The sequence below is a fragment of the Salinispora sp. CH2A1_6 genome (assembly GCF_056820975.1).
The window spans coordinates 1,121,798-1,138,895 of record NZ_JBXEDG010000003.1 but is presented as its reverse complement, the minus strand read 5'-3'; the positions used below and the strand labels follow the sequence as shown (position 1 = coordinate 1,138,895).

The following is a 17,098-nucleotide window of genomic DNA, read 5'->3' as shown; positions in this document are numbered from 1 at the left end:
AGCCGAGACACACCCTCCGGAGCCGGATCGGGCTACCCTCGACCCGTGACTGCGCGGCTGCCGGTGTTCCCGCTCGGGACCGTTCTCTTCCCCGGTCTGGTGCTGCCGCTACACATCTTCGAAGACCGATACCGCGCACTGGTACGCCACCTACTCACCCTGCCGGAGCAGCGCCCACGCGAGTTCGGCGTGGTGGCGATCCGGACCGGTTGGGAGGTCGCTCCCACCGCGCCGGACGGCCGTCCGTTGCCCGACGACGACGTCACGCTGCACGAGGTGGGCTGCACCGCCGAGCTGCGACAGGTGACCGAGCTGCCGGACGGGGGCTACGACATCGTCACCGTGGGTCGGCAACGGTTCCGGATTGACAGCGTCGACCGGGCCAGCGCGCCCTACCTGACCGCCGAGGTCCAGTGGTTGACCGAGCCGCACCCCCAGGACGAGGCCGGGGAGCTGTCGGCTCAGGTGACCGCGGTCTTCCGGCAGTATCTGGGCCTGATCCGCGCTGACCCGGGGGAGGCATCGGAGCAACTCCCCGAGGATCCGACGGTCCTGTCGCACCTGGTCGCCGCGACGGCCGCGCTGACCCTCGCCGACCGGCAGCGGTTGCTCGCCATCGACGACACCGCGGCCCGGCTCCGTGCCGAGCTGCGGCTGCTCACCCGCGAGGCGGCGCTGCTGCGTCAGGTCCGGGCGGTTCCGGTGCCGCTGAAGGAGTTGGCGTCTCCGCCGACCCCCAACTGACACCCGGCCCGGTCGACCAGTCGGGGGTCGGCTCCGGGCGCAACGACGGCCAACGGGACCAGCCCGCCAGCAGGGTGTAGCCGACCGCCGCACCAAACGCGGGCAGCAGCACGTTGCCGTACGGCACCGGCAGTAGACCCACCCACTCCACTCCCCCGGCCCGCAGTTGCGCGGGGTGTCCGAAGCTCTGCCCCTCCGCGGCGGTCGCCAACAGGTGCTCGAAGGTCGCCAGCCCGACCCGTTGGCCGACCTGCCAGGCGACCAGCGCCGCGCCCAGCGACCCGAGCACGGCGGCAGCCAGTCCGATCGGACCCCGGGAGCGGCGCAGCAGGAACCAGAGGCCGACCGCGACCAGGACGCCGAAGCCGAGACCGAGCAGGCTGAACCAACCGTCGGCGGCGATCGGCTGCTCCGGCTGTGACTCGCCGTAGACCGGACCCGACGCGGTCTGCACCACCGGAGTGTCGGGGGCCAGCGTGGCCCAGAGCAACCCCAGCGGGACACCGAGCAGCATCACCCCGAACACTCCCGCCGCCGCCCGCCCGAGCTGCGGCCGGAGCCGTTGCCGCGGCACCGCGGCAACGGACGGCGCCCCATACCAGGTCAGCGAGGCGGGCGGCACCGGTCCGACGGCCGAAGCACGATCCGGGTACGGCGAAACGGGGCCATCGCCCGGCGCTTCGCCGTACGGCGGTACGGCCCCGGAACTGGGCCGGTCGGGGTCGGGGGTGTCCGCACTCACCCGGTGATCCTCTCAGGAGTGGCGGCGCCGTGGGGCGCCGGTGACGACACGCCCACTCAGCGGGCGAACGGCTCCAGCATCACCGCGGCGGCGCTCAACCACGCCTCCCGGGTCGCCGGCTGAAGCTGGTGGTACTCGATTGACGAGCCGGACTCCAGGATCGGGTCATACGGCACCACGGTCACCGCCCGGGTCCGGGTAGCGAAGTGTCGTTCCAGGTCTGCGCGGAGCTCACTGCGCCCCGGAGTCGGGCACGAGATCAGGGTCACCGCGTTGTCGGCCAACTCCCCCATGCCCACCTCGTGTAGCAGGTCGAGCATCCAGTCGGCGCTGAACGCGGCGTCCTCCCGCGGCACCGTGGTGACCACGAGTTGATCGGCCGCCTGCATGACGGTACGCCAGTTGGGGCTCTCCACGTTGTTGCCGGTGTCCACACAGATCACGTCGTGGGTACGGCGGAGCAGCTCCAGCACCCGCCGGACGGTGAACTGGTCGAGCCGCTGGGCGAAACGGGGACTCTCCTCACCCGCCAGCACGTCGTACGAGCCGTCCGCGGCGTGCCGGAGATAGTCGTCGAGCTGGTCCAGCAGCTCCGGCCCTTCCTTGATCTCGATGTGCGCGAGGTCGCTGATCAGGTGCCGGATCGTACGGGCGTGCCGGGCGCTGCCCGCACGTAGCCCGAGCGTGCCCCGTAGCTCGTTGTCGTCCCAGGCCAGCACGCCCCGGCCTCGTACGCTGCCAACGGTCGCGGCGGCCAGCACGGTCGCAGTGGTTTTGTGCACGCCACCCTTGGGATTCGCGAACGCCAGCACCCGGGGGCTACCGAGCTCCCCCCGAAGGACGGTGGCGGCACGTTCCGATCCACTTGTCGCTGCGGGCTGCCGCCACTCCACCCTGGCGTAGCCGCGGCTTACCGCGGGCGGGTGCGCCGGCGCAGAGCGATAGTCGTTCCCAGACCGATACCCGGGATCGGCTGGATAGGTCGGCTCGGACCGATGGACCGAATCAGACTGGTAGCCGTTCCCTGCTGGCGGGGCGTGCCGGTAACCATTGTCGAGCAAGGCGTAGCGGGACTGCACCGGCGGCGACTCCGGTTCGGAGTAGCGGGACTGCACCGGCGGCGACTCCGGTTCGGAGTAGCGAGGCTCCGGGCCTGGGGTCCGATAGCCCAGATCAGCCCCATACGCCGGCTCGGCCGGTAATCCCCGCTCGCCCCGGTATGCCGGCTCACCTCGGTGCCCCGCTTCCCGCGGATCGGCCCCATAGGTTCGCGCCTGCCTGCCATAGGACAACTCGGCGGGCGGCGAGCCGGGGCCTGGCACCTGCGATCCGGCTGCCGGCACACGGGCCGCGTAGCCGCTGCCGCCGGCCCGTCGTGGCGATGGCTCGGCTGGGGCCGCAGGCCCCGACCGGTCCGGCCCGGCTGGCTCAGCCGCACGGCTACCGAGCCGCGCCCGGTCGAGCAACGCCCGCCACCGCGGTGCCGGTTCGGCCGGCTGGCCCCAGCCGGTCTCGCTGCCCTCCACGGCTCGCCCTCCCAAGCTCCATGCTGCCCCGCCTGACAGGCTACGAACGAAAGCCTATTAGGGCTATACCGGTCCGCCTGCCACCGGGCCGACCCCACCTTCCGAAACCGGTTCGGATACGCCGCCGTCGACCGTGTTCGCCGAGGTAGCCGGCGTGGTCGGCACCTCAGCGGCGGAGCTGGAGCCTGGTGAAATCGAGGGCGACTTCCGCGCGTCCGGGACTGGGTCGGCGACGGGCTCCTCCGTCGGCGTCGGCGTCGGCGGGCTGGGGGTGACCGGTTCGGGGTCCGGGGTGGGGGCGGCCGGGTCCGGGACGTACGGGGTGGGGGCGGCCGGCGTAGGCGTGGGGACCGGATCCGGGACCACCGGGTCGGGAACAGCCACATCCGGGACCACCGGATCAGGGACCACCGGATCAGGGACAACCGGATCGGGGACAACAACCGGATCGGGGACAACCGGATCCACCGGGGCGGGGGTGGTCAGATCAGAGTCCGTAAGGGGGTGCGCGACCACATCCTGCTCCGGCAGGGGCGGGGTGAAGACGGTACGGTCCAGCCGAAGCACCTCCGGCGCGGGGTCAACGACCCGTACATCCGGCTGGGACGCCACCTGGCGCAGCTCGATCGGCTCTGCGCGAACCACCGCCGCATAGACACAGGCGCACCCACCCCGGTAGGCCTTGGCTTCGGCCTCCGCCATCTGCGCCGCGCTGAGGTAGAGCCCGCGCTGCTCGCGCTGCTCCGGTCTCCCGTCACTGATCGCGGCGGCCCGGGCCCGATAGTCGCCCGCCTCCTGTTCCTTACGAGCCGCCAATTCGGCCACGGCGGTGATCACGTCACCTGGCAGGCCCGGCACGTCGATTCGGACAACCTCGGTCTGCCGCTCTGGTAACGGCACCCTACCGATGACAGCGGCGACCGGCACGGCATCGAAGACATCGGCGGCCTGATACGGCGTGAGGTACGTCGACAGCGAGACCAGCGCGAAGGTGCCGTTCTCCGGAGACGGGGACGCCGTCGGCAGGGCCGCCAAATCGTCCGTGGCGTCCTGCAGATAGCCGGGGATTGACTCCCCGGCAGCCACCCCGACCCGGGTCACCTCGTCCGCGGTGGGGGCACCGGCCTGCGGAGCACCAATCCCCCACACCGCGGTGACCGTCACCGCAAGGCAGGAGAGCAGCACAGCCGCGAGGAGGACCCCGGGTTGGGCAGGGCCCTGGGCCAGCCGGTTCGCCGTGCCCAAAAGGTGGGGTAGGAGCCGCTGATCCAGCTGGCGCAGCAGGTCACCGGAGCGCACGGACGGAGATCCCCCTCATCGCGTTGGATCGGTCAGGTCATCGCCGCGCCTAGTCCCGCAATAGTCCCAGCGCACGGCCCAGGTCGTCAGGGTAGTCGCTGACGAAGCAGACCTCCGCCCCTGTTCGGGGATGGCGGAACCCCAACTCCCGGGCATGTAGCCACTGCCGATCCAGGCCGAGCCGCTTGGCGAGGGTGGGATCGGCTCCGTACGTGAGGTCGCCCACACATGGATGACGCAACGTCGAAAAGTGCACTCGGATCTGGTGCGTACGGCCCGTCTCCAGCCGCACGTCCACCAGGCTGGCCGCCGGAAACGCCTCAAGCGTGTCGTAGTGGGTGATGCTGGGCTTACCACCCGAGACCACCGCCCAGCGGTAGTCGTGGTGTGGGTGCCGATCGATCGGAGCATCGACGGTGCCGCGCAACGGATCGAGGTGCCCCTGCACCACGGCGTGGTAGCGCTTCTCCACCTCGCGGTACTTGAACGCCCGCTTCAGGACGGTGTAAGCCTGCTCGCTCTTGGCCACCACCATGATCCCGGTCGTACCGACGTCGAGTCGATGCACCACGCCCTGCCGCTCGGCCGCACCGCTGGTGGCGATCCGGTGGCCGATCGCGGCAAGCCCACCGATCACGGTCGGTCCGGTCCAACCGGGACTGGGATGGGCAGCCACACCGACCGGCTTGTCCACCACCACGATGTCGTCGTCGGCATACACGACGCGGAGGCCGGACACCGCCTGCGGCACGACGGCCGGCGGAGCCGCCGGCGCCGGCAGCGTCACCTCCAGCCAGGACCCGGCCCGAATCTTGTAGGAATTTGCCCGCACCGCGCCGTCAACGACGGCAGCGCCCTCGTCAACCAGGGCCGCCGCGGTTGTCCGGGAGAGCCCGAAGAGCCGCGCGACGGCCTGGTCGAGGCGGAGTCCGTCGAGTCCGTCCGGGACTGGCAGCGATCGTTGGCCACCGCCGGCCGCGTACGCCGCCGTCATGCCCGCTCCCGCGGCACGGTGGGGTTCACCCGTCGTCCGTCCCGGCCGAGCCGGCTGCCGTCGCGCTGACGGCCGGTCAGTTCGAGGAACACCGCGAGGCAGACGCCACAGACCAGGGCGCTGTCAGCCACGTTGAACACCGGAAATGCCCGGCCGTACGGCTCGAGAACACTGATCATGTCAACCACGTGACCGACGAACCAGCCCGGTGCACGGAAGATCCGGTCCATCAGGTTACCGAGGGCCCCGCCAAGCACCAGCCCCAACGACACCGCCCAGGGCAGGGAGCGCAGGCGCAACGCCGCCCAGAGGATCCAGCCGATCACGAGGATGGTGATCAGCGAGAAGATCCAGGTGTGGTCGGCGCCGATGCTCCACGCCGCGCCGCTGTTGCGGGTGAGGCTGAGATAGACCAGGCCGCCCAGAAGCTCGACTGACTCCCGACCCTCCAGTGCCTGAAGTGCCAACTGCTTGGTCACGAAGTCGAGCGCCAACACGGCGAGGCCGATGCCGAACAGGATCGACGCGGCGCGGCGGCGATTCGTCCCACCGTCGGTCACTACGGGCCCGTCCGCCACGACGGGCCGGTCCGGCTCGGCCGGCTTGTCCGCTGCGACGGGCCGGTCCGGCTCGACGGCACTGTCCGGCTCGGGGGCCGGGCTGCCCACCGGCTCGGCGGGCCCGGCCGCCTCGGCGCGGCCGGATCCCGGGGTCGGTCCTGCGGTCATCTGCTCCCCATCGACGCTCGCGGCGGCGGCGCCGCCTCACCGGGCTGCTGAGGAGCGAGGCCTCAGCGCCGCTCCGCCAGCTGCTTACAGGTCACACAGAGGGTCGCTGACGGGAAGGCAGCCAGCCGCTCCACCGGAATCGGGTTGCCGCACCGCTCGCACCAGCCGTAGCCACCCTCGTCGAGCCGCTCCAGTGCCCGCTCGACCTGCGTGATCCGTTCCAGGATGCTGTTGGCGAGGGAGATCTCCTGCTCCCGCTCGAACGTCTTGGTGCCGGTATCGGCCTGGTCGTCCCCGGCCGAGTCGGTCAGCCGGTCGCGCTGCAGCTCGGTGATCTCGCTCAACGTCTGATCATACTCGGCACGAAGCTCGTCCCGCCGTGCTGCCAGGGCTGCCCGGATCTTCTCGGTCTCCGCCGCGCTGCGGGTGGACTTGGCCGCCGGCTTACGGCCGGCGGTCCTGGTGTCGGCTGGCTTCGCCATCGTCGCTCCCTTAGCCGCGGAGCCGCGGAGGACCGCGGCACCTGGACAGAGGCCGCCGCGTTCGGCGCCCCCAGGTACAAAACGGGCGCGCAGCCACAGGGCCGCGCACTCCGGAGGTTCGCAAGGATACGGAACGTACAGGCGTCCGACAATGTGGCGCACCGACGCCCTGACGCCCACCCCGAATTAACTCATCTCGGGCAAAAGGAACGCTAGCAGACCGATCACTCCAACCCTCGCCGTAATCACCAAACCCATACGCCGCCCTCCGCTGCCCGCCACCGCTCCGCCTCGTTCCGCAGCGCCCCAGTGCCTCAGCAGCGTCCCGGTGTCTCGGAAGCGTCCCGGTGTTCGCAAGCAAGAAGATCAGACTGCCGCCGGCCCTCGGCGGAAGTAGCCACCACCACCGCACCCCGCCAGCAGCACCCGTGGTCCAGGGCGGGGCGCAGCAGGGCAACGGTCAGGAACCGGGGACAGGGCACCGAGGGCAGGGCCGCGCACCAGACGCAAGACCAGGGACCGTGTGGCGGCCGACCGCCTCATCCGTCGCGGAGCTGGTGCAACTTCCGGGCGATCTCGGCGCCGACCCCACCGACATAAAAGATCTTGTTTCGACCAACCACCCCAGCGCCCAGTGAAACCGCTCCCCGCCGGACTCCAAGCGCCTCGGCGAGCGCACGGCGCGCCGCCTCGGTGGCCCGCCCGTCCACTGGGGGTGCCGTCACCGCGATTACCAGAGCAGGGCCGTAAGGACCCAGGTAGCGGCCCCCAACCCAGGACCGAGACGACCCCGGTTTGACCCGGACCGCGACGGTCAATGAGTCACCGCCGCGGGCGTCTGGCGCCTCAGGCACCGGTCCCGCCGCTGGCGATCCGCCCTTCTCCGGTCGACAGGGCCGCGACCGGGGCGCAGTGGGCACAAGGCGTAAAGCCGAGGTCCACCGCCTCGGCGACGGGAAGCGGCTCGGGCTCGCCGAGCAGCCGGGAACAGCCGGCCAGGTGATAGCGGGGGCGGGCGTCAACCACCCACACCTCGCGGTCGAGTCGGGCCAGCCGCGCTGCCTCCACCGGGGAAACCGACTCGGGAGCCGGCTCGTCGTTCGCGACCGGTCCGGAGACTGTGACCGGCGGCCCGGGTGGTTGCCGCCACCCGGTGCCGCCATGGTCGATCGGGGACCCATGCTGGCCGGGAAGCACAAAGCCGCCCGGTTGCCGGTCGACACTCCCGCCGCCTCGATCAGTCTCGGGCGGGGTCCGCTCCGCCCCAGCCCGGGCCGTGGCCGCCTGGCGGGCACCCACGACAAGCGCGACGGCGGCCAACAGACTGGCCGCGATGGAGACAACCAGCAGGAGGCTGGAGCCATCAGCGAGGCCAGCCACCAGCAGCACCACGGCAACGAGAATGAGCAGGATACTGGCGACTATCAAAGCCCACCCCCGCGTCTCGTTCCGAATCTGAGCGAGACCGGGCGACCGTCAGCGCGACGACCGCCGGCCAGTGTGGTCAGCGACCGGCCTCCAGCGCACCAGAGCGACCGCCACCGTAGGAGCCGGCGAGTCCGGCCGCGGCGAGGCCGTTGCCACCAGCGGCACGCCCCCCACCATCAGTCCGGTCAATCTCGATATCCGGGCCCTGCCCACGGCTGTCAAGGTCACGCAGCTGGCTCTCCAGGTAAGCCTTGAGGCGGGTGCGGTACTCGCGCTCGAACTGCTTGAGCTCCTCGATGTGCTTCTGCAACGCGGTGCGCTTGGTGTCCAGGCCACCCATGGCCTCCTGGTGCCGCTGGCGAGCGTCCCGCTCCAGGGCATCGGCCTTGGCTCGCGCCTCGCGGGTGACCTCTTCGGCCTTCGACCGAGCCTCAGAGAGCACCTGGTCGGCTTCCCGACGGGCGTCGGTGACGTGATCGTCAGCGGTCCGCTGGGCCATCATCAGCACCCGGAGTGCCTGCTGCTCGCCGTCGCCGCCGGCCGGCACGGCACCGGCGCCGCGGACCTGCTCCAGCTCCGCCTGCATCGCGCGAGCCGCCTGCTCGGCCCCGGCCTTGTCCCGCTGGACCCGGTCGAGCTGGGCCTTCACGTCGTTGAGCTCGGCGGCGAGCCGGGCGTCACCGCCGGGGCCGACCGGACCGGCGGGGCCACCGCCGCGCCCACCGCGCTCTACCTGAGCGCGCAGCTCGTTGTTCTCCTCGATCAGACGGGCCAGCTCACGCTCGACCTCGTCCAGGAAGGCATCGACCTCCTCCTCGTCGTACCCCCGCTTGCCGATCGGCGGCTTTTTGAAGGCGACGTTGTGGACGTCGGCCGGGGTCAGCGGCATCGAAACTCCTCGGGTCAGTTGCGGCCGCGAAAGCGCATCGGTCATCCAGCGGTCCTGATGATCGACGGCCCTAACACGAACTCCATCAGCACGAACAGGATAACCAGGAGCACAAGGGAGGCCAGGTCGATGCTCACGGTACCAATTCGCAGCGGAGGGATCACACGCCTCAACGCGTGGAGCGGAGGATCAGTGACGCTCCACACGGTTTCCAGCCCCGCAGACGCGCCACGCCCTGGTTGCCAACGCCGGCCGTACTGGAGCACCGCACTCAACACAAATCGGGACAACAAGATTAGAAGAAAGACAAACAAGACCAGATAAAGAACCTGGAGCAGGATTGACAACACGCTAGTGACGTCCCTTGCACTCGGGCTGATCAACTGAGGCTGAAGAAACCGCCCTCAGCGATCTTGGCTTTGTCCTCCGCAGTGACCTGGACATTGGCCGGCGAAAGCAGGAACACCCGGTTGGTCACGCGCTCGATCGTACCGCGCAGCCCGAACGCCAGCCCGGCGGCGAAATCGACCAGTCGCCGCGCATCCGCCTCATCCATCTCCGTCAGGTTGATGATGACGGGGACGCCGTCGCGGAAGTGCTCGCCAATCGTCCGCGCCTCCCGGTAGGTCGTCGGGTGCAGCGTGGTGATCTGGTAGCGCTGCTCCTCCTCCACCGGCACCCGCTCCCGGACCGGCGCCTGCGGCGCCAAGGCCAGATTGTCACGGGTGTGGTAGGTCAGGGCTCCAGACGACTCGGGAGCGGACCGGGTGATCGACCGGACGCTGGTGCGCTCGACCCGCTCCGACTCCTCACCCTCCTCGTGGTGATCCACGTCACTCGACCGCGCCGCTGCCCGCTCCAGGCGCCCCCGGTCGCCGAGCCGCGAACGGGGCGGAGCGGCCTCCTCGACGTCGTCGTCTTCTTCTCCGAAGTCCTCGGAGTATCGGCTCGACCGATACCGCGACTCGCGGTAGCCCCCCTTGTCGTAACCACCGTCGTCGTAAGCCCGCTCGTCGTCCTCCTCGACCAGACCGAGCCAGACCCCCGCCTTGCGCAGCGCACCCATCCCGCGCCCTTCCCGTCCGCCCTACGGCACGCACCCCCGTGCCATGTCGCCTGCCGCAAGTGGATCAACTTCTGCTCGTCGGATCGACACCCCCACGGCACGCGCTTCGCGTCGCGCGCCACAACCCCGACGAGAGGAATGCCACTCCCACCAAACAACACCGATGTAATTTGCTCCTGGCGGCCAGGCTACCGCAGCGTGGGGCGCATTCCGAGTAACGCGCTGCCTACCCGGACATGTGTCGCGCCGTGCCGGATCGCCGATTCCAGGTCCCCACTCATGCCAGCCGACAACAACCTCGCCTGCGGGTGCTGGACCCGGAACCCGGCCGCCACCTCCGCCAACCGGGCAAACGCCCGGTCCGCTTCCCAGCCCAGCGGTGCCACCGCCATCAATCCGCTGAGCCGCAGCCCATCGGCACCGGCCACCACCTCGGCCACCGGATCGAGACCCGTGTCCGGGTCGGTGGAGTCGGGTAACGCACCGCCGCGACCCACCGCCCCGTCGATGCTGACCTGGAGGAGCACCTCCAACGGCCGGTCCCGTTCGGCCGCCGCGGCCCGATCCAACGCCCGGGCCAACCGGACACTGTCGACCGACTGCACCACGTCGGCGTACCGGACCACCGACTTCGCCTTGTTCCGCTGCAGCTGGCCGATGAAGTGCCACCGGGGCGTCACGCCCGCCGCGGCCACCTCGGCGGCCTTCACCGCGGCCTCCTGGTCCCGGTTCTCCCCCACCTCGACAGCCCCGAGCCCCACCAGGGCGACAACGTCACTCGCCGGGTACGTCTTGGTCACCGCGATCATGGCCACCTCCCCCGGGTCCCGACCCGCCGCCGTACAGGCGTCGGCGATTCGGGTACGGACTCGGGCAAGGCCAGCTGCGAGATCGGCGCTCCGGTTGGTGGGCACCGCGGCGGGGGTGTTGGTCATCGGCAGGACTCAGGAACCGTTCTTGAGGAAGTCGGGGACATCGACGTCGTCGAAGAGAACCCGACGTGGCGACTGTTGCGGGGCGGGAGTGGTGGGCGGCGCCGGTACCGCTGGCGTGGCCGGTGCCGGCTGATTCTGATTCGTCTTACGGGCCGGCTCGGCCGCCTTGTAGGCGGGCGCGCCTCCGTCGAAGCCTGCGGCGATGACGGTGACCCGCACCTCGTCGCCGAGGGCGTCGTCGATAACCGCACCGAAGATGATGTTGGCCTCTGGGTGGGCCGCGTCGGTGACCAGTTGCGCCGCATCGTTGATCTCGAACAGTCCCAGGTCGGAACCGCCAGCGATCGAGAGCAACACGCCGCGCGCGCCATCCATGCTCTGCTCCAGCAGCGGGCTGGAGATGGCCGCCTCGGCCGCCTCCACCGCCCGGTTCTCACCCCGAGCACTACCGATGCCCATCAGGGCGCTGCCGGCGCCGCTCATCACACTCTTGACGTCGGCGAAGTCCAGATTGATCAGACCGGGAGTGGTGATCAGGTCGGTGATCCCCTGCACACCGGAGAGGAGCACCTGGTCCGCGGTGCGGAAGGCATCCATCATGGAGATGTTGCGGTCACCGAGCGCGAGGAGTCGATCGTTCGGGATCACGATCAGCGTGTCGCACTGGTTCCGCAACTCGTCGATGCCGGCCTCAGCCTGCACCTGGCGGCGCTTGCCCTCGAACGAGAACGGCCGGGTGACCACGCCGATGGTGAGCGCGCCGAGCTTGCGGGCGATGTTCGCCACCACCGGCGCTCCGCCGGTGCCGGTGCCCCCGCCCTCGCCGCAGGTCACGAAGACCATGTCGGCGCCCTTCAGAACCTCCTCGATCTCGTCGCGGTGGTCCTCGGCCGCGTTCTTGCCGACATCCGGGTTGGCACCGGCACCCAGACCGCGGGTCAGCTCCCGCCCCACATCGAGCTTGACATCGGCGTCACTCATCAGCAGTGCCTGTGCATCGGTGTTGATCGCGATGAACTCGACGCCCTTGAGCCCAACCTCGATCATTCGGTTGACGGCGTTCACGCCGCCGCCACCGATACCGACGACCTTGATGACCGCCAGGTAGTTGTGCGGAGGTGTCATCTGAAGGTCCTTTCCCCCTCGAGATTGGCATGGGCCGCGCCACTCGGCTTGCCCAGGATCAACGGTTGACGACGCGGCCATCACCAGGGCTCGGGTGTCAACCCTCACCCTCTACTAGAGGGTTACATTTATGTCAACCACTGATCCTCTTCGGGGCAACGTAAGCGCCTCCGCCCCATGTGCCAAGCAACCCGGCGGCGTGTCGCCCCGGCGGGCAGATCACACATCACCGGACGGTCACCACGTCCGGAGCGCTGACATCGATCGTGGCCGCCGCCCCGTTCAGCAACGCGGTGGCCACCTGCGCCTTGTCTGCCCCCCGGCTCGCGTCCCCCCACACCACCCGCCGCTCATCGCGCAGGTGAAGCGTGAGTCGGGCCAGCCCTTCCACCGTGATGTCCACGAGTTCGGCCCGCAGCTGCGGGGTGAGCACGGCGAGCACCGCCAGTGCGGCCCGGGTCTCCGAATCGGCCGGGCCCGGTGCCGCCAGCCGAATCACCGGTAAGCCGTCGGGGGGAGCCGACAGCCGGCGGAAGACGACCCCGGCAGCATCCACCACGAGAAACTGCCCCTCCTGCGGCACCACCGCCGCACCGGTCCGCTCGGTTAACCGGACCACGAGGGCATCCGGCCAGTCCCGCGTCACGTCAACCCGCTCGACTGCCGGCAGCCCACCGATGCGCTCCGCGGTGGCCGCGAGGTCCACCCGGGCCAACGGCGTGCCGTCGGGTACACCGGCGATATCACGCACCTCGACCGAGGTCACCAACTCGGCGCCCTCTACCCGCACCTCACGCACCCCGAACAGGCCAGTGCCGACCAGCACCCAACCGACCAACCCCGACAGCGCCAGTCCGCCAGCCGCGAGCGCCCACGGCAGAACCGCGCGCATTCGGCGCCGCCGGGCCCGGGCCATGAATCGTCGGGTTGAGGCGGGAACCGCGTCCCGCCCGGCCCGAACCAGCTGCCAGCGACGGACCGGCCCCCGGCGGCCAACACCCCCCTCCACCCCAGAGCTACGCCGACGCGTAGGCCCCGAACTCATCCGGCGGTGGAAGCATCGGGAGTGGAGCTACCCGGGAGGTCGGGGACGGTGCCCCCGATCGTCGTCGCACCCCCGACGTCACCGCCGGGCACGATGCCGGTGGGGCCCGCGGCACCCCGCTCCGACAACGCGTCGAGTAGCTGGTCGCCCAGGAGCGAACTGGGCGGTGCGCCCATCGTCACCACCACATCGCCCGGCTTGGCCCGGCGGGCCACCTCGACCGGAGCCGCCTCCCAGGAGTCCACGAAGACCTTCCGGTCGGCCGGCAGGGGCACCGCCTCGATCAGCGCCGCCGACCCCTCCCCCGGCTCCCGCAGTTCCCCGGGGCCGAAGACCTCCAGCAGCACCAACTCATCGGCGATGGCGAGGGCCTCGGCGATCTCCGCCTGCAGATCCCGGGTGCGGTAGAGCCGATAGGGCTGGAACACCACGATCAGCCCTCCGTCGCCGGCCACCTCCCGCAGCGTCCGCAGGGCCAGCGCAATAGGTGTCGGGTGGTAGGCGTACTCGTCGTAGACCAGCACATCGTCCGCGACGCCCTTTCGCTCGAAGCGCCGCCGCACGCCGGGAAAGGCCGCGAGCGCGGCCTGCGACGCCTCCAACGGCAGGTCCAACAGGTACGCGGCGAGTACCGCCGAGGCACTGTTGAGGCCCATGTGCCGCCCCGGCACCGGCAGCCGGAACTCCCCCAGCGACCGCCCGTCGATCTCGGCGAGGTACCGGATGCCCCGGGTGGATGAGGCCATCTCGGTCAGCCGTAGGTCCGCGTCGGCCGAGGTGCCATACGTGTACACCCGCCGTCCCTCGGCACGCAGCGTCTCGACCAGTCGCCGGCTACCCGCGTCGTCAGCGCAGGTGATGATGAAGCCGTCCGGGTCGGTGAGGCGGGCGAAATCAGCGAAGGCCGCTTCCAGGTTGGCCAGGTCACCGTAGGTGTTCAGGTGGTCGGCCTCGATATTGGTGATGATCGAGACAAACGGTCGATAGATCAGAAAGGAGCGGTCGCTCTCGTCCGCTTCCACCACGAAGTACTCGCCCGTGCCATGGTGCGCACCGGAGCCGACCTCGGATATCTCCCCGCCGATCACGAAGGACGGATCCACCCCGGCCTGTTGGAGCACCATGGTCACCATTGAGGTGGTGGTGGTCTTGCCGTGAGTGCCCGCCACCGCGACCGTCCGCCGGCCCGTCATCGCCGCGGCAAGTGCCTCGGAGCGGTGCAGCACCCGCAGGCCACGACGGCGCGCCTCCACCAGTTCCAGGTGGTCGGGCGGGATTGCCGAAGAGTAGACGACGGTGTCCACACCGTCGAGGTTGGCCACCTCATGACTCATGTGGATGGTGCCACCCAGGGCTCGCAGGCCCGCCAGCGATGGCCACTCGCGCAGTTCGCTGCCGGAGACCGAGATCCCGCGGGTGAGGAAGAGTCGGGCCAGGCCGCTCATCCCGACCCCACCCGCCCCAATCAGGTGGATGGCGCCGAGATCCTCCGCAGTCAGCTGACCGGCCGGCGAGAACTTCGCCGCACTCATCCCACTCACCGGACCACCGCCTCATAGACAAAATTGAGTAATGCTTCGTCGCCGTCGCGATGCCCGTACGCGGCCGCGGCAGCCCCCATGGTGGCCAGCCGGTGCGGGTCCCGGATCAGCGGAATCACCGTGCTCTCCACCCAGGCCGGCGTCAGCTCGGCGTCGTCAACGAGGAGCCCACCCCCGGCCTCCACCACCGGCAACGCGTTACGTCGCTGCTCCTGGTTGCTGTGCGGGTACGGCACATAGACCGTCGGCAGCCCGACCGCCGCCACCTCTGCGCAGGTCATCGCCCCGCCCCGGCCGAGCATCAGGTCGGCCGCGGCGTACCCCAGCTCCATCTGCGACAGGTAGGGCAACGTCACGTACGGTGCGGGCAGATCGGTCGGCACCGACACCGCCTCATTGCGTGCACCGACCACGTGCAGCACCTGCACGCCGTTGCGGGCCAGTTCCTTGGCCGCCCCGGAGACCGCAAGGTTGATCGAGCGGGCGCCCTGCGATCCGCCGGCGACGAAGAGCACCGGCAGGTCCGGACGGAGACCGAAGTGGGCGCGGGCGGCGGTCCGCATGGCGGCCCGGTCCAGACCGGCGATGCCCCGGCGTAGCGGCACCCCCACCACCCGGGCCCCGCGCAGCGACTCGGCCTGCGTCGGCTGGTGTGGGAAGCCCACCGCGACGTGCTTGGTGAACTTCATGCCCAGCCGGTTGGCCACCCCCGGCGGCACATTGACCTCGTGGATGACGATCGGCAGTTCCCGTCGCCAGGCGGCGAGGTACGCCGGGACCGAGACGTATCCGCCAAACCCCACCACCGCATCGGCCTGCACCTCGTCGATGACCTTGCCGGCCGCCCGGGCCGCGGTCCACATCCGGCCCGGGGTCTTCACCAGGTCCAGATTGACCGAACGGGGCAGTTGGTGTGCGGGGATCTGACGCAGGTCGTAGCCGGCGGGCGGGATCAGCTCGTTCTCCAGCCCCTTGGGAGTGCCCAGGCAGGTGATCCGGATACCGGAGTCGTGCCGGCGCAGGCAGTCGGCGAAGGCGAGTAGCGGGTAGATGTGCCCCCCGGTGCCACCTCCCGCAAGCACCACCGAACGCAGCGGACCCATCACCGTCTCCTCTCCTCCGCCGACCCACGCCGGGTCCGGTTCGCCCGGACGGCACGCGGTGCGGCCTGGTCCTCTTCATGCCGCCCCCGGGGCGCCCGGGCCCGGGGAGCTGGTGGGGAACTCGGGCGGCGCCGGCCGGGGAGCGGCGGCAACGGGGCCCAGACTAGTCGGACCCATCGGGCCGGCGGACGGGCATGCAGGGCTCTCGCCGCATCAGGTTCGGCGCGCGCGAACGAGGCGAGCATGCCGACCGCGGCGAACGTGACCACCAGGGCCGTCCCACCCTCGGAGATGAATGGCAGCGGCACGCCGGTCAGCGGCAGCAACCCGATCACGCCACCGATGTTGATCACTGCCTGGCCGATCAGCCAGGCGGTCGCCCCGGCGGCGGCGAGCTGCCGGAACCGGCCGGTCACCCGACGGGCGATCCGCAGCCCGGTGTACGCGAGCACCGCGAAGAGCGCCACGACCACACCGCACCCGACAGCACCCAACTCCTCAGCGATGATCACGAAGATGAAGTCGTTCTCCGCCGCCGGGAGCGCGCCCCACTTCAGGGAACCCTTGCCCAACCCGGTGCCGAACCAGCCCCCGTGCTCGATCGCGTACCGCGCTTGGAGCATCTGGTAGCACTCGTGCGCCTTGCAGGTGTCGAGCGGCGGCGGGTCAAAGAAAGTCGTCAGCCGGAGCAGCCGGAAATTGGGCCCCTCCCCGCCCGACCCGTTCGACCCGGCACCGAGGGAGGCGACCGCCACCAGCAGACCGACACCGAACAGGCCGATCGCGCTCAACACCGCGAAGACGCGCAACCGCACCCCGGCTGCCCACAACAGCCCGACGACCAGGGCCAGCAGACAGAGCAGCGTGCCGAGGTCGTTGTAGCCGACCAGTACGAACAGCAGCCCCAGCACCGGGAAGAGCGGCGTGGCCAACTCCCGCCACCAGCCGAGCCGGGCACCCTTTCGGGCGAGCACGTCCGCCCCCCACAGGACGAGGGCGAACTTCGCCAGCTCGGAGGGTTGGAGCTGGAGCGGCCCAAAGTACAGCCAGTTCCGGTCCGCGGAGAACGGGCCGACCTGTTCGACACCGGCCAGCGAGCCGACCACGAGCAAGAGATTCAGGAGCAGCAGCAGCCCCACCGCGCCCCCGAGGGCCGGCCAGGCGACCGCCTGGAAGGTGCGGACCGGCAGCCGCTGGCACGCCCAGAAGGCCACGATCCCGAACACCGCGAAGATGGCCTGCTCGGTCAGCGACGCGGTGGCGTCGCCGCGTACGGCGAAGTCCTCCACGCTGGTCACCGAGAAGACCATGGTGAGACCGATCAGCAGCAGCAGGCCGACGCTGAACAGCAGAAGGTAGTAGGAGGCCAGCGGCCGGTCCAGCAGGCCACGTAGCGCGGCCAACCCGCCGGTGGCGCTCAGACCGCGCAGGGGTGGAGCGTCCGGAGCCTC

General features: G+C 70.3%; 18 protein-coding genes. 1 reads left to right on the top strand and 17 read right to left on the bottom strand.

Annotated elements, in window-relative coordinates:
- Window positions 1–45: 45 nt before the first annotated feature.
- Window positions 46–744: an LON peptidase substrate-binding domain-containing protein gene (locus tag AC1UKG_RS10245; RefSeq protein ID WP_018742808.1), complete on the top strand. Its 699-nt coding sequence runs from the start codon at window positions 46–48 to the stop codon at window positions 742–744.
- Here the strand turns inward: AC1UKG_RS10245 and AC1UKG_RS10240 are convergent.
- From AC1UKG_RS10240 to AC1UKG_RS10160, 17 genes are all read right to left on the bottom strand, one after another.
- Window positions 659–1,486: a DUF2567 domain-containing protein gene (locus AC1UKG_RS10240; protein ID WP_018813687.1), complete on the bottom strand. Its 828-nt coding sequence runs from the start codon at window positions 1,484–1,486 to the stop codon at window positions 659–661. The genes AC1UKG_RS10245 and AC1UKG_RS10240 overlap by 86 nt on opposite strands.
- 56 nt (window positions 1,487–1,542) lie before the next feature.
- The gene (locus AC1UKG_RS10235) at window positions 1,543–3,012 is read right to left on the bottom strand and encodes an AAA family ATPase (RefSeq protein WP_026271227.1); all 1,470 of its coding nucleotides are present in this window, start codon (window positions 3,010–3,012) and stop codon (window positions 1,543–1,545) included.
- A 63-nt stretch (window positions 3,013–3,075) separates the two neighbouring features.
- Window positions 3,076–4,311, bottom strand: coding sequence for a hypothetical protein (locus AC1UKG_RS10230; protein ID WP_482642682.1), 1,236 nt, complete (start codon window positions 4,309–4,311; stop codon window positions 3,076–3,078).
- A 49-nt stretch (window positions 4,312–4,360) separates the two neighbouring features.
- Complete coding sequence (locus AC1UKG_RS10225) at window positions 4,361–5,305, bottom strand: RluA family pseudouridine synthase (protein ID WP_482642681.1); 945 nt, start codon at window positions 5,303–5,305, stop codon at window positions 4,361–4,363.
- Window positions 5,302–6,033 carry a signal peptidase II gene (gene lspA / locus AC1UKG_RS10220; protein ID WP_018742813.1) on the bottom strand — a complete coding sequence of 244 codons (732 nt, stop codon included), beginning with the start codon at window positions 6,031–6,033 and terminating at the stop codon, window positions 5,302–5,304. The genes AC1UKG_RS10225 and lspA overlap by 4 nt, the downstream gene beginning before the upstream one ends.
- A 62-nt stretch (window positions 6,034–6,095) precedes the next feature.
- Window positions 6,096–6,515 carry a TraR/DksA family transcriptional regulator gene (locus AC1UKG_RS10215; RefSeq protein WP_012183523.1) on the bottom strand — a complete coding sequence of 140 codons (420 nt, stop codon included), beginning with the start codon at window positions 6,513–6,515 and terminating at the stop codon, window positions 6,096–6,098.
- Between the two features lie 539 nt (window positions 6,516–7,054).
- Window positions 7,055–7,369 (bottom strand): DUF167 domain-containing protein, encoded by a 315-nt coding sequence (locus AC1UKG_RS10210; protein ID WP_026271228.1) that lies wholly within the window; start codon window positions 7,367–7,369, stop codon window positions 7,055–7,057.
- A complete protein-coding gene (locus tag AC1UKG_RS10205) occupies window positions 7,362–7,907 on the bottom strand; it encodes a hypothetical protein (protein ID WP_482642680.1) in 546 nt (181 codons plus the stop codon). Before AC1UKG_RS10205 ends, AC1UKG_RS10210 begins: the two co-directional genes overlap by 8 nt.
- Window positions 7,908–8,019: 112 nt before the next feature.
- Complete coding sequence (locus AC1UKG_RS10200; protein ID WP_018742816.1) at window positions 8,020–8,832, bottom strand: DivIVA domain-containing protein; 813 nt, start codon at window positions 8,830–8,832, stop codon at window positions 8,020–8,022.
- A 41-nt stretch (window positions 8,833–8,873) separates the two neighbouring features.
- On the bottom strand, window positions 8,874–9,182 hold the full coding sequence (locus tag AC1UKG_RS10195) for a YggT family protein (protein ID WP_012014418.1): 309 nt from the start codon (window positions 9,180–9,182) through the stop codon (window positions 8,874–8,876).
- A gap of 29 nt (window positions 9,183–9,211) precedes the next feature.
- On the bottom strand, window positions 9,212–9,898 hold the full coding sequence (locus AC1UKG_RS10190; RefSeq protein WP_018742817.1) for a cell division protein SepF: 687 nt from the start codon (window positions 9,896–9,898) through the stop codon (window positions 9,212–9,214).
- A gap of 188 nt (window positions 9,899–10,086) precedes the next feature.
- Window positions 10,087–10,833 carry a YggS family pyridoxal phosphate-dependent enzyme gene (locus AC1UKG_RS10185; protein WP_018742818.1) on the bottom strand — a complete coding sequence of 249 codons (747 nt, stop codon included), beginning with the start codon at window positions 10,831–10,833 and terminating at the stop codon, window positions 10,087–10,089.
- 9 nt (window positions 10,834–10,842) lie between these two features.
- The gene (ftsZ, locus tag AC1UKG_RS10180) at window positions 10,843–11,958 is read right to left on the bottom strand and encodes a cell division protein FtsZ (RefSeq protein ID WP_018730744.1); all 1,116 of its coding nucleotides are present in this window, start codon (window positions 11,956–11,958) and stop codon (window positions 10,843–10,845) included.
- A 226-nt stretch (window positions 11,959–12,184) separates the two neighbouring features.
- Window positions 12,185–12,967, bottom strand: coding sequence for a cell division protein FtsQ/DivIB (locus AC1UKG_RS10175; protein ID WP_026271229.1), 783 nt, complete (start codon window positions 12,965–12,967; stop codon window positions 12,185–12,187).
- Window positions 12,968–12,999: 32 nt separating this feature from the next.
- On the bottom strand, window positions 13,000–14,544 hold the full coding sequence (gene murC, locus AC1UKG_RS10170; protein WP_482642679.1) for a UDP-N-acetylmuramate--L-alanine ligase: 1,545 nt from the start codon (window positions 14,542–14,544) through the stop codon (window positions 13,000–13,002).
- On the bottom strand, window positions 14,541–15,647 hold the full coding sequence (murG, locus tag AC1UKG_RS10165; RefSeq protein WP_020608476.1) for an undecaprenyldiphospho-muramoylpentapeptide beta-N-acetylglucosaminyltransferase: 1,107 nt from the start codon (window positions 15,645–15,647) through the stop codon (window positions 14,541–14,543). The genes murC and murG overlap by 4 nt, the downstream gene beginning before the upstream one ends.
- The gene (locus AC1UKG_RS10160) at window positions 15,647–17,077 is read right to left on the bottom strand and encodes a peptidoglycan glycosyltransferase FtsW (protein ID WP_050564233.1); all 1,431 of its coding nucleotides are present in this window, start codon (window positions 17,075–17,077) and stop codon (window positions 15,647–15,649) included. The genes murG and AC1UKG_RS10160 overlap by 1 nt, the downstream gene beginning before the upstream one ends.
- Window positions 17,078–17,098: the final 21 nt, after the last annotated feature.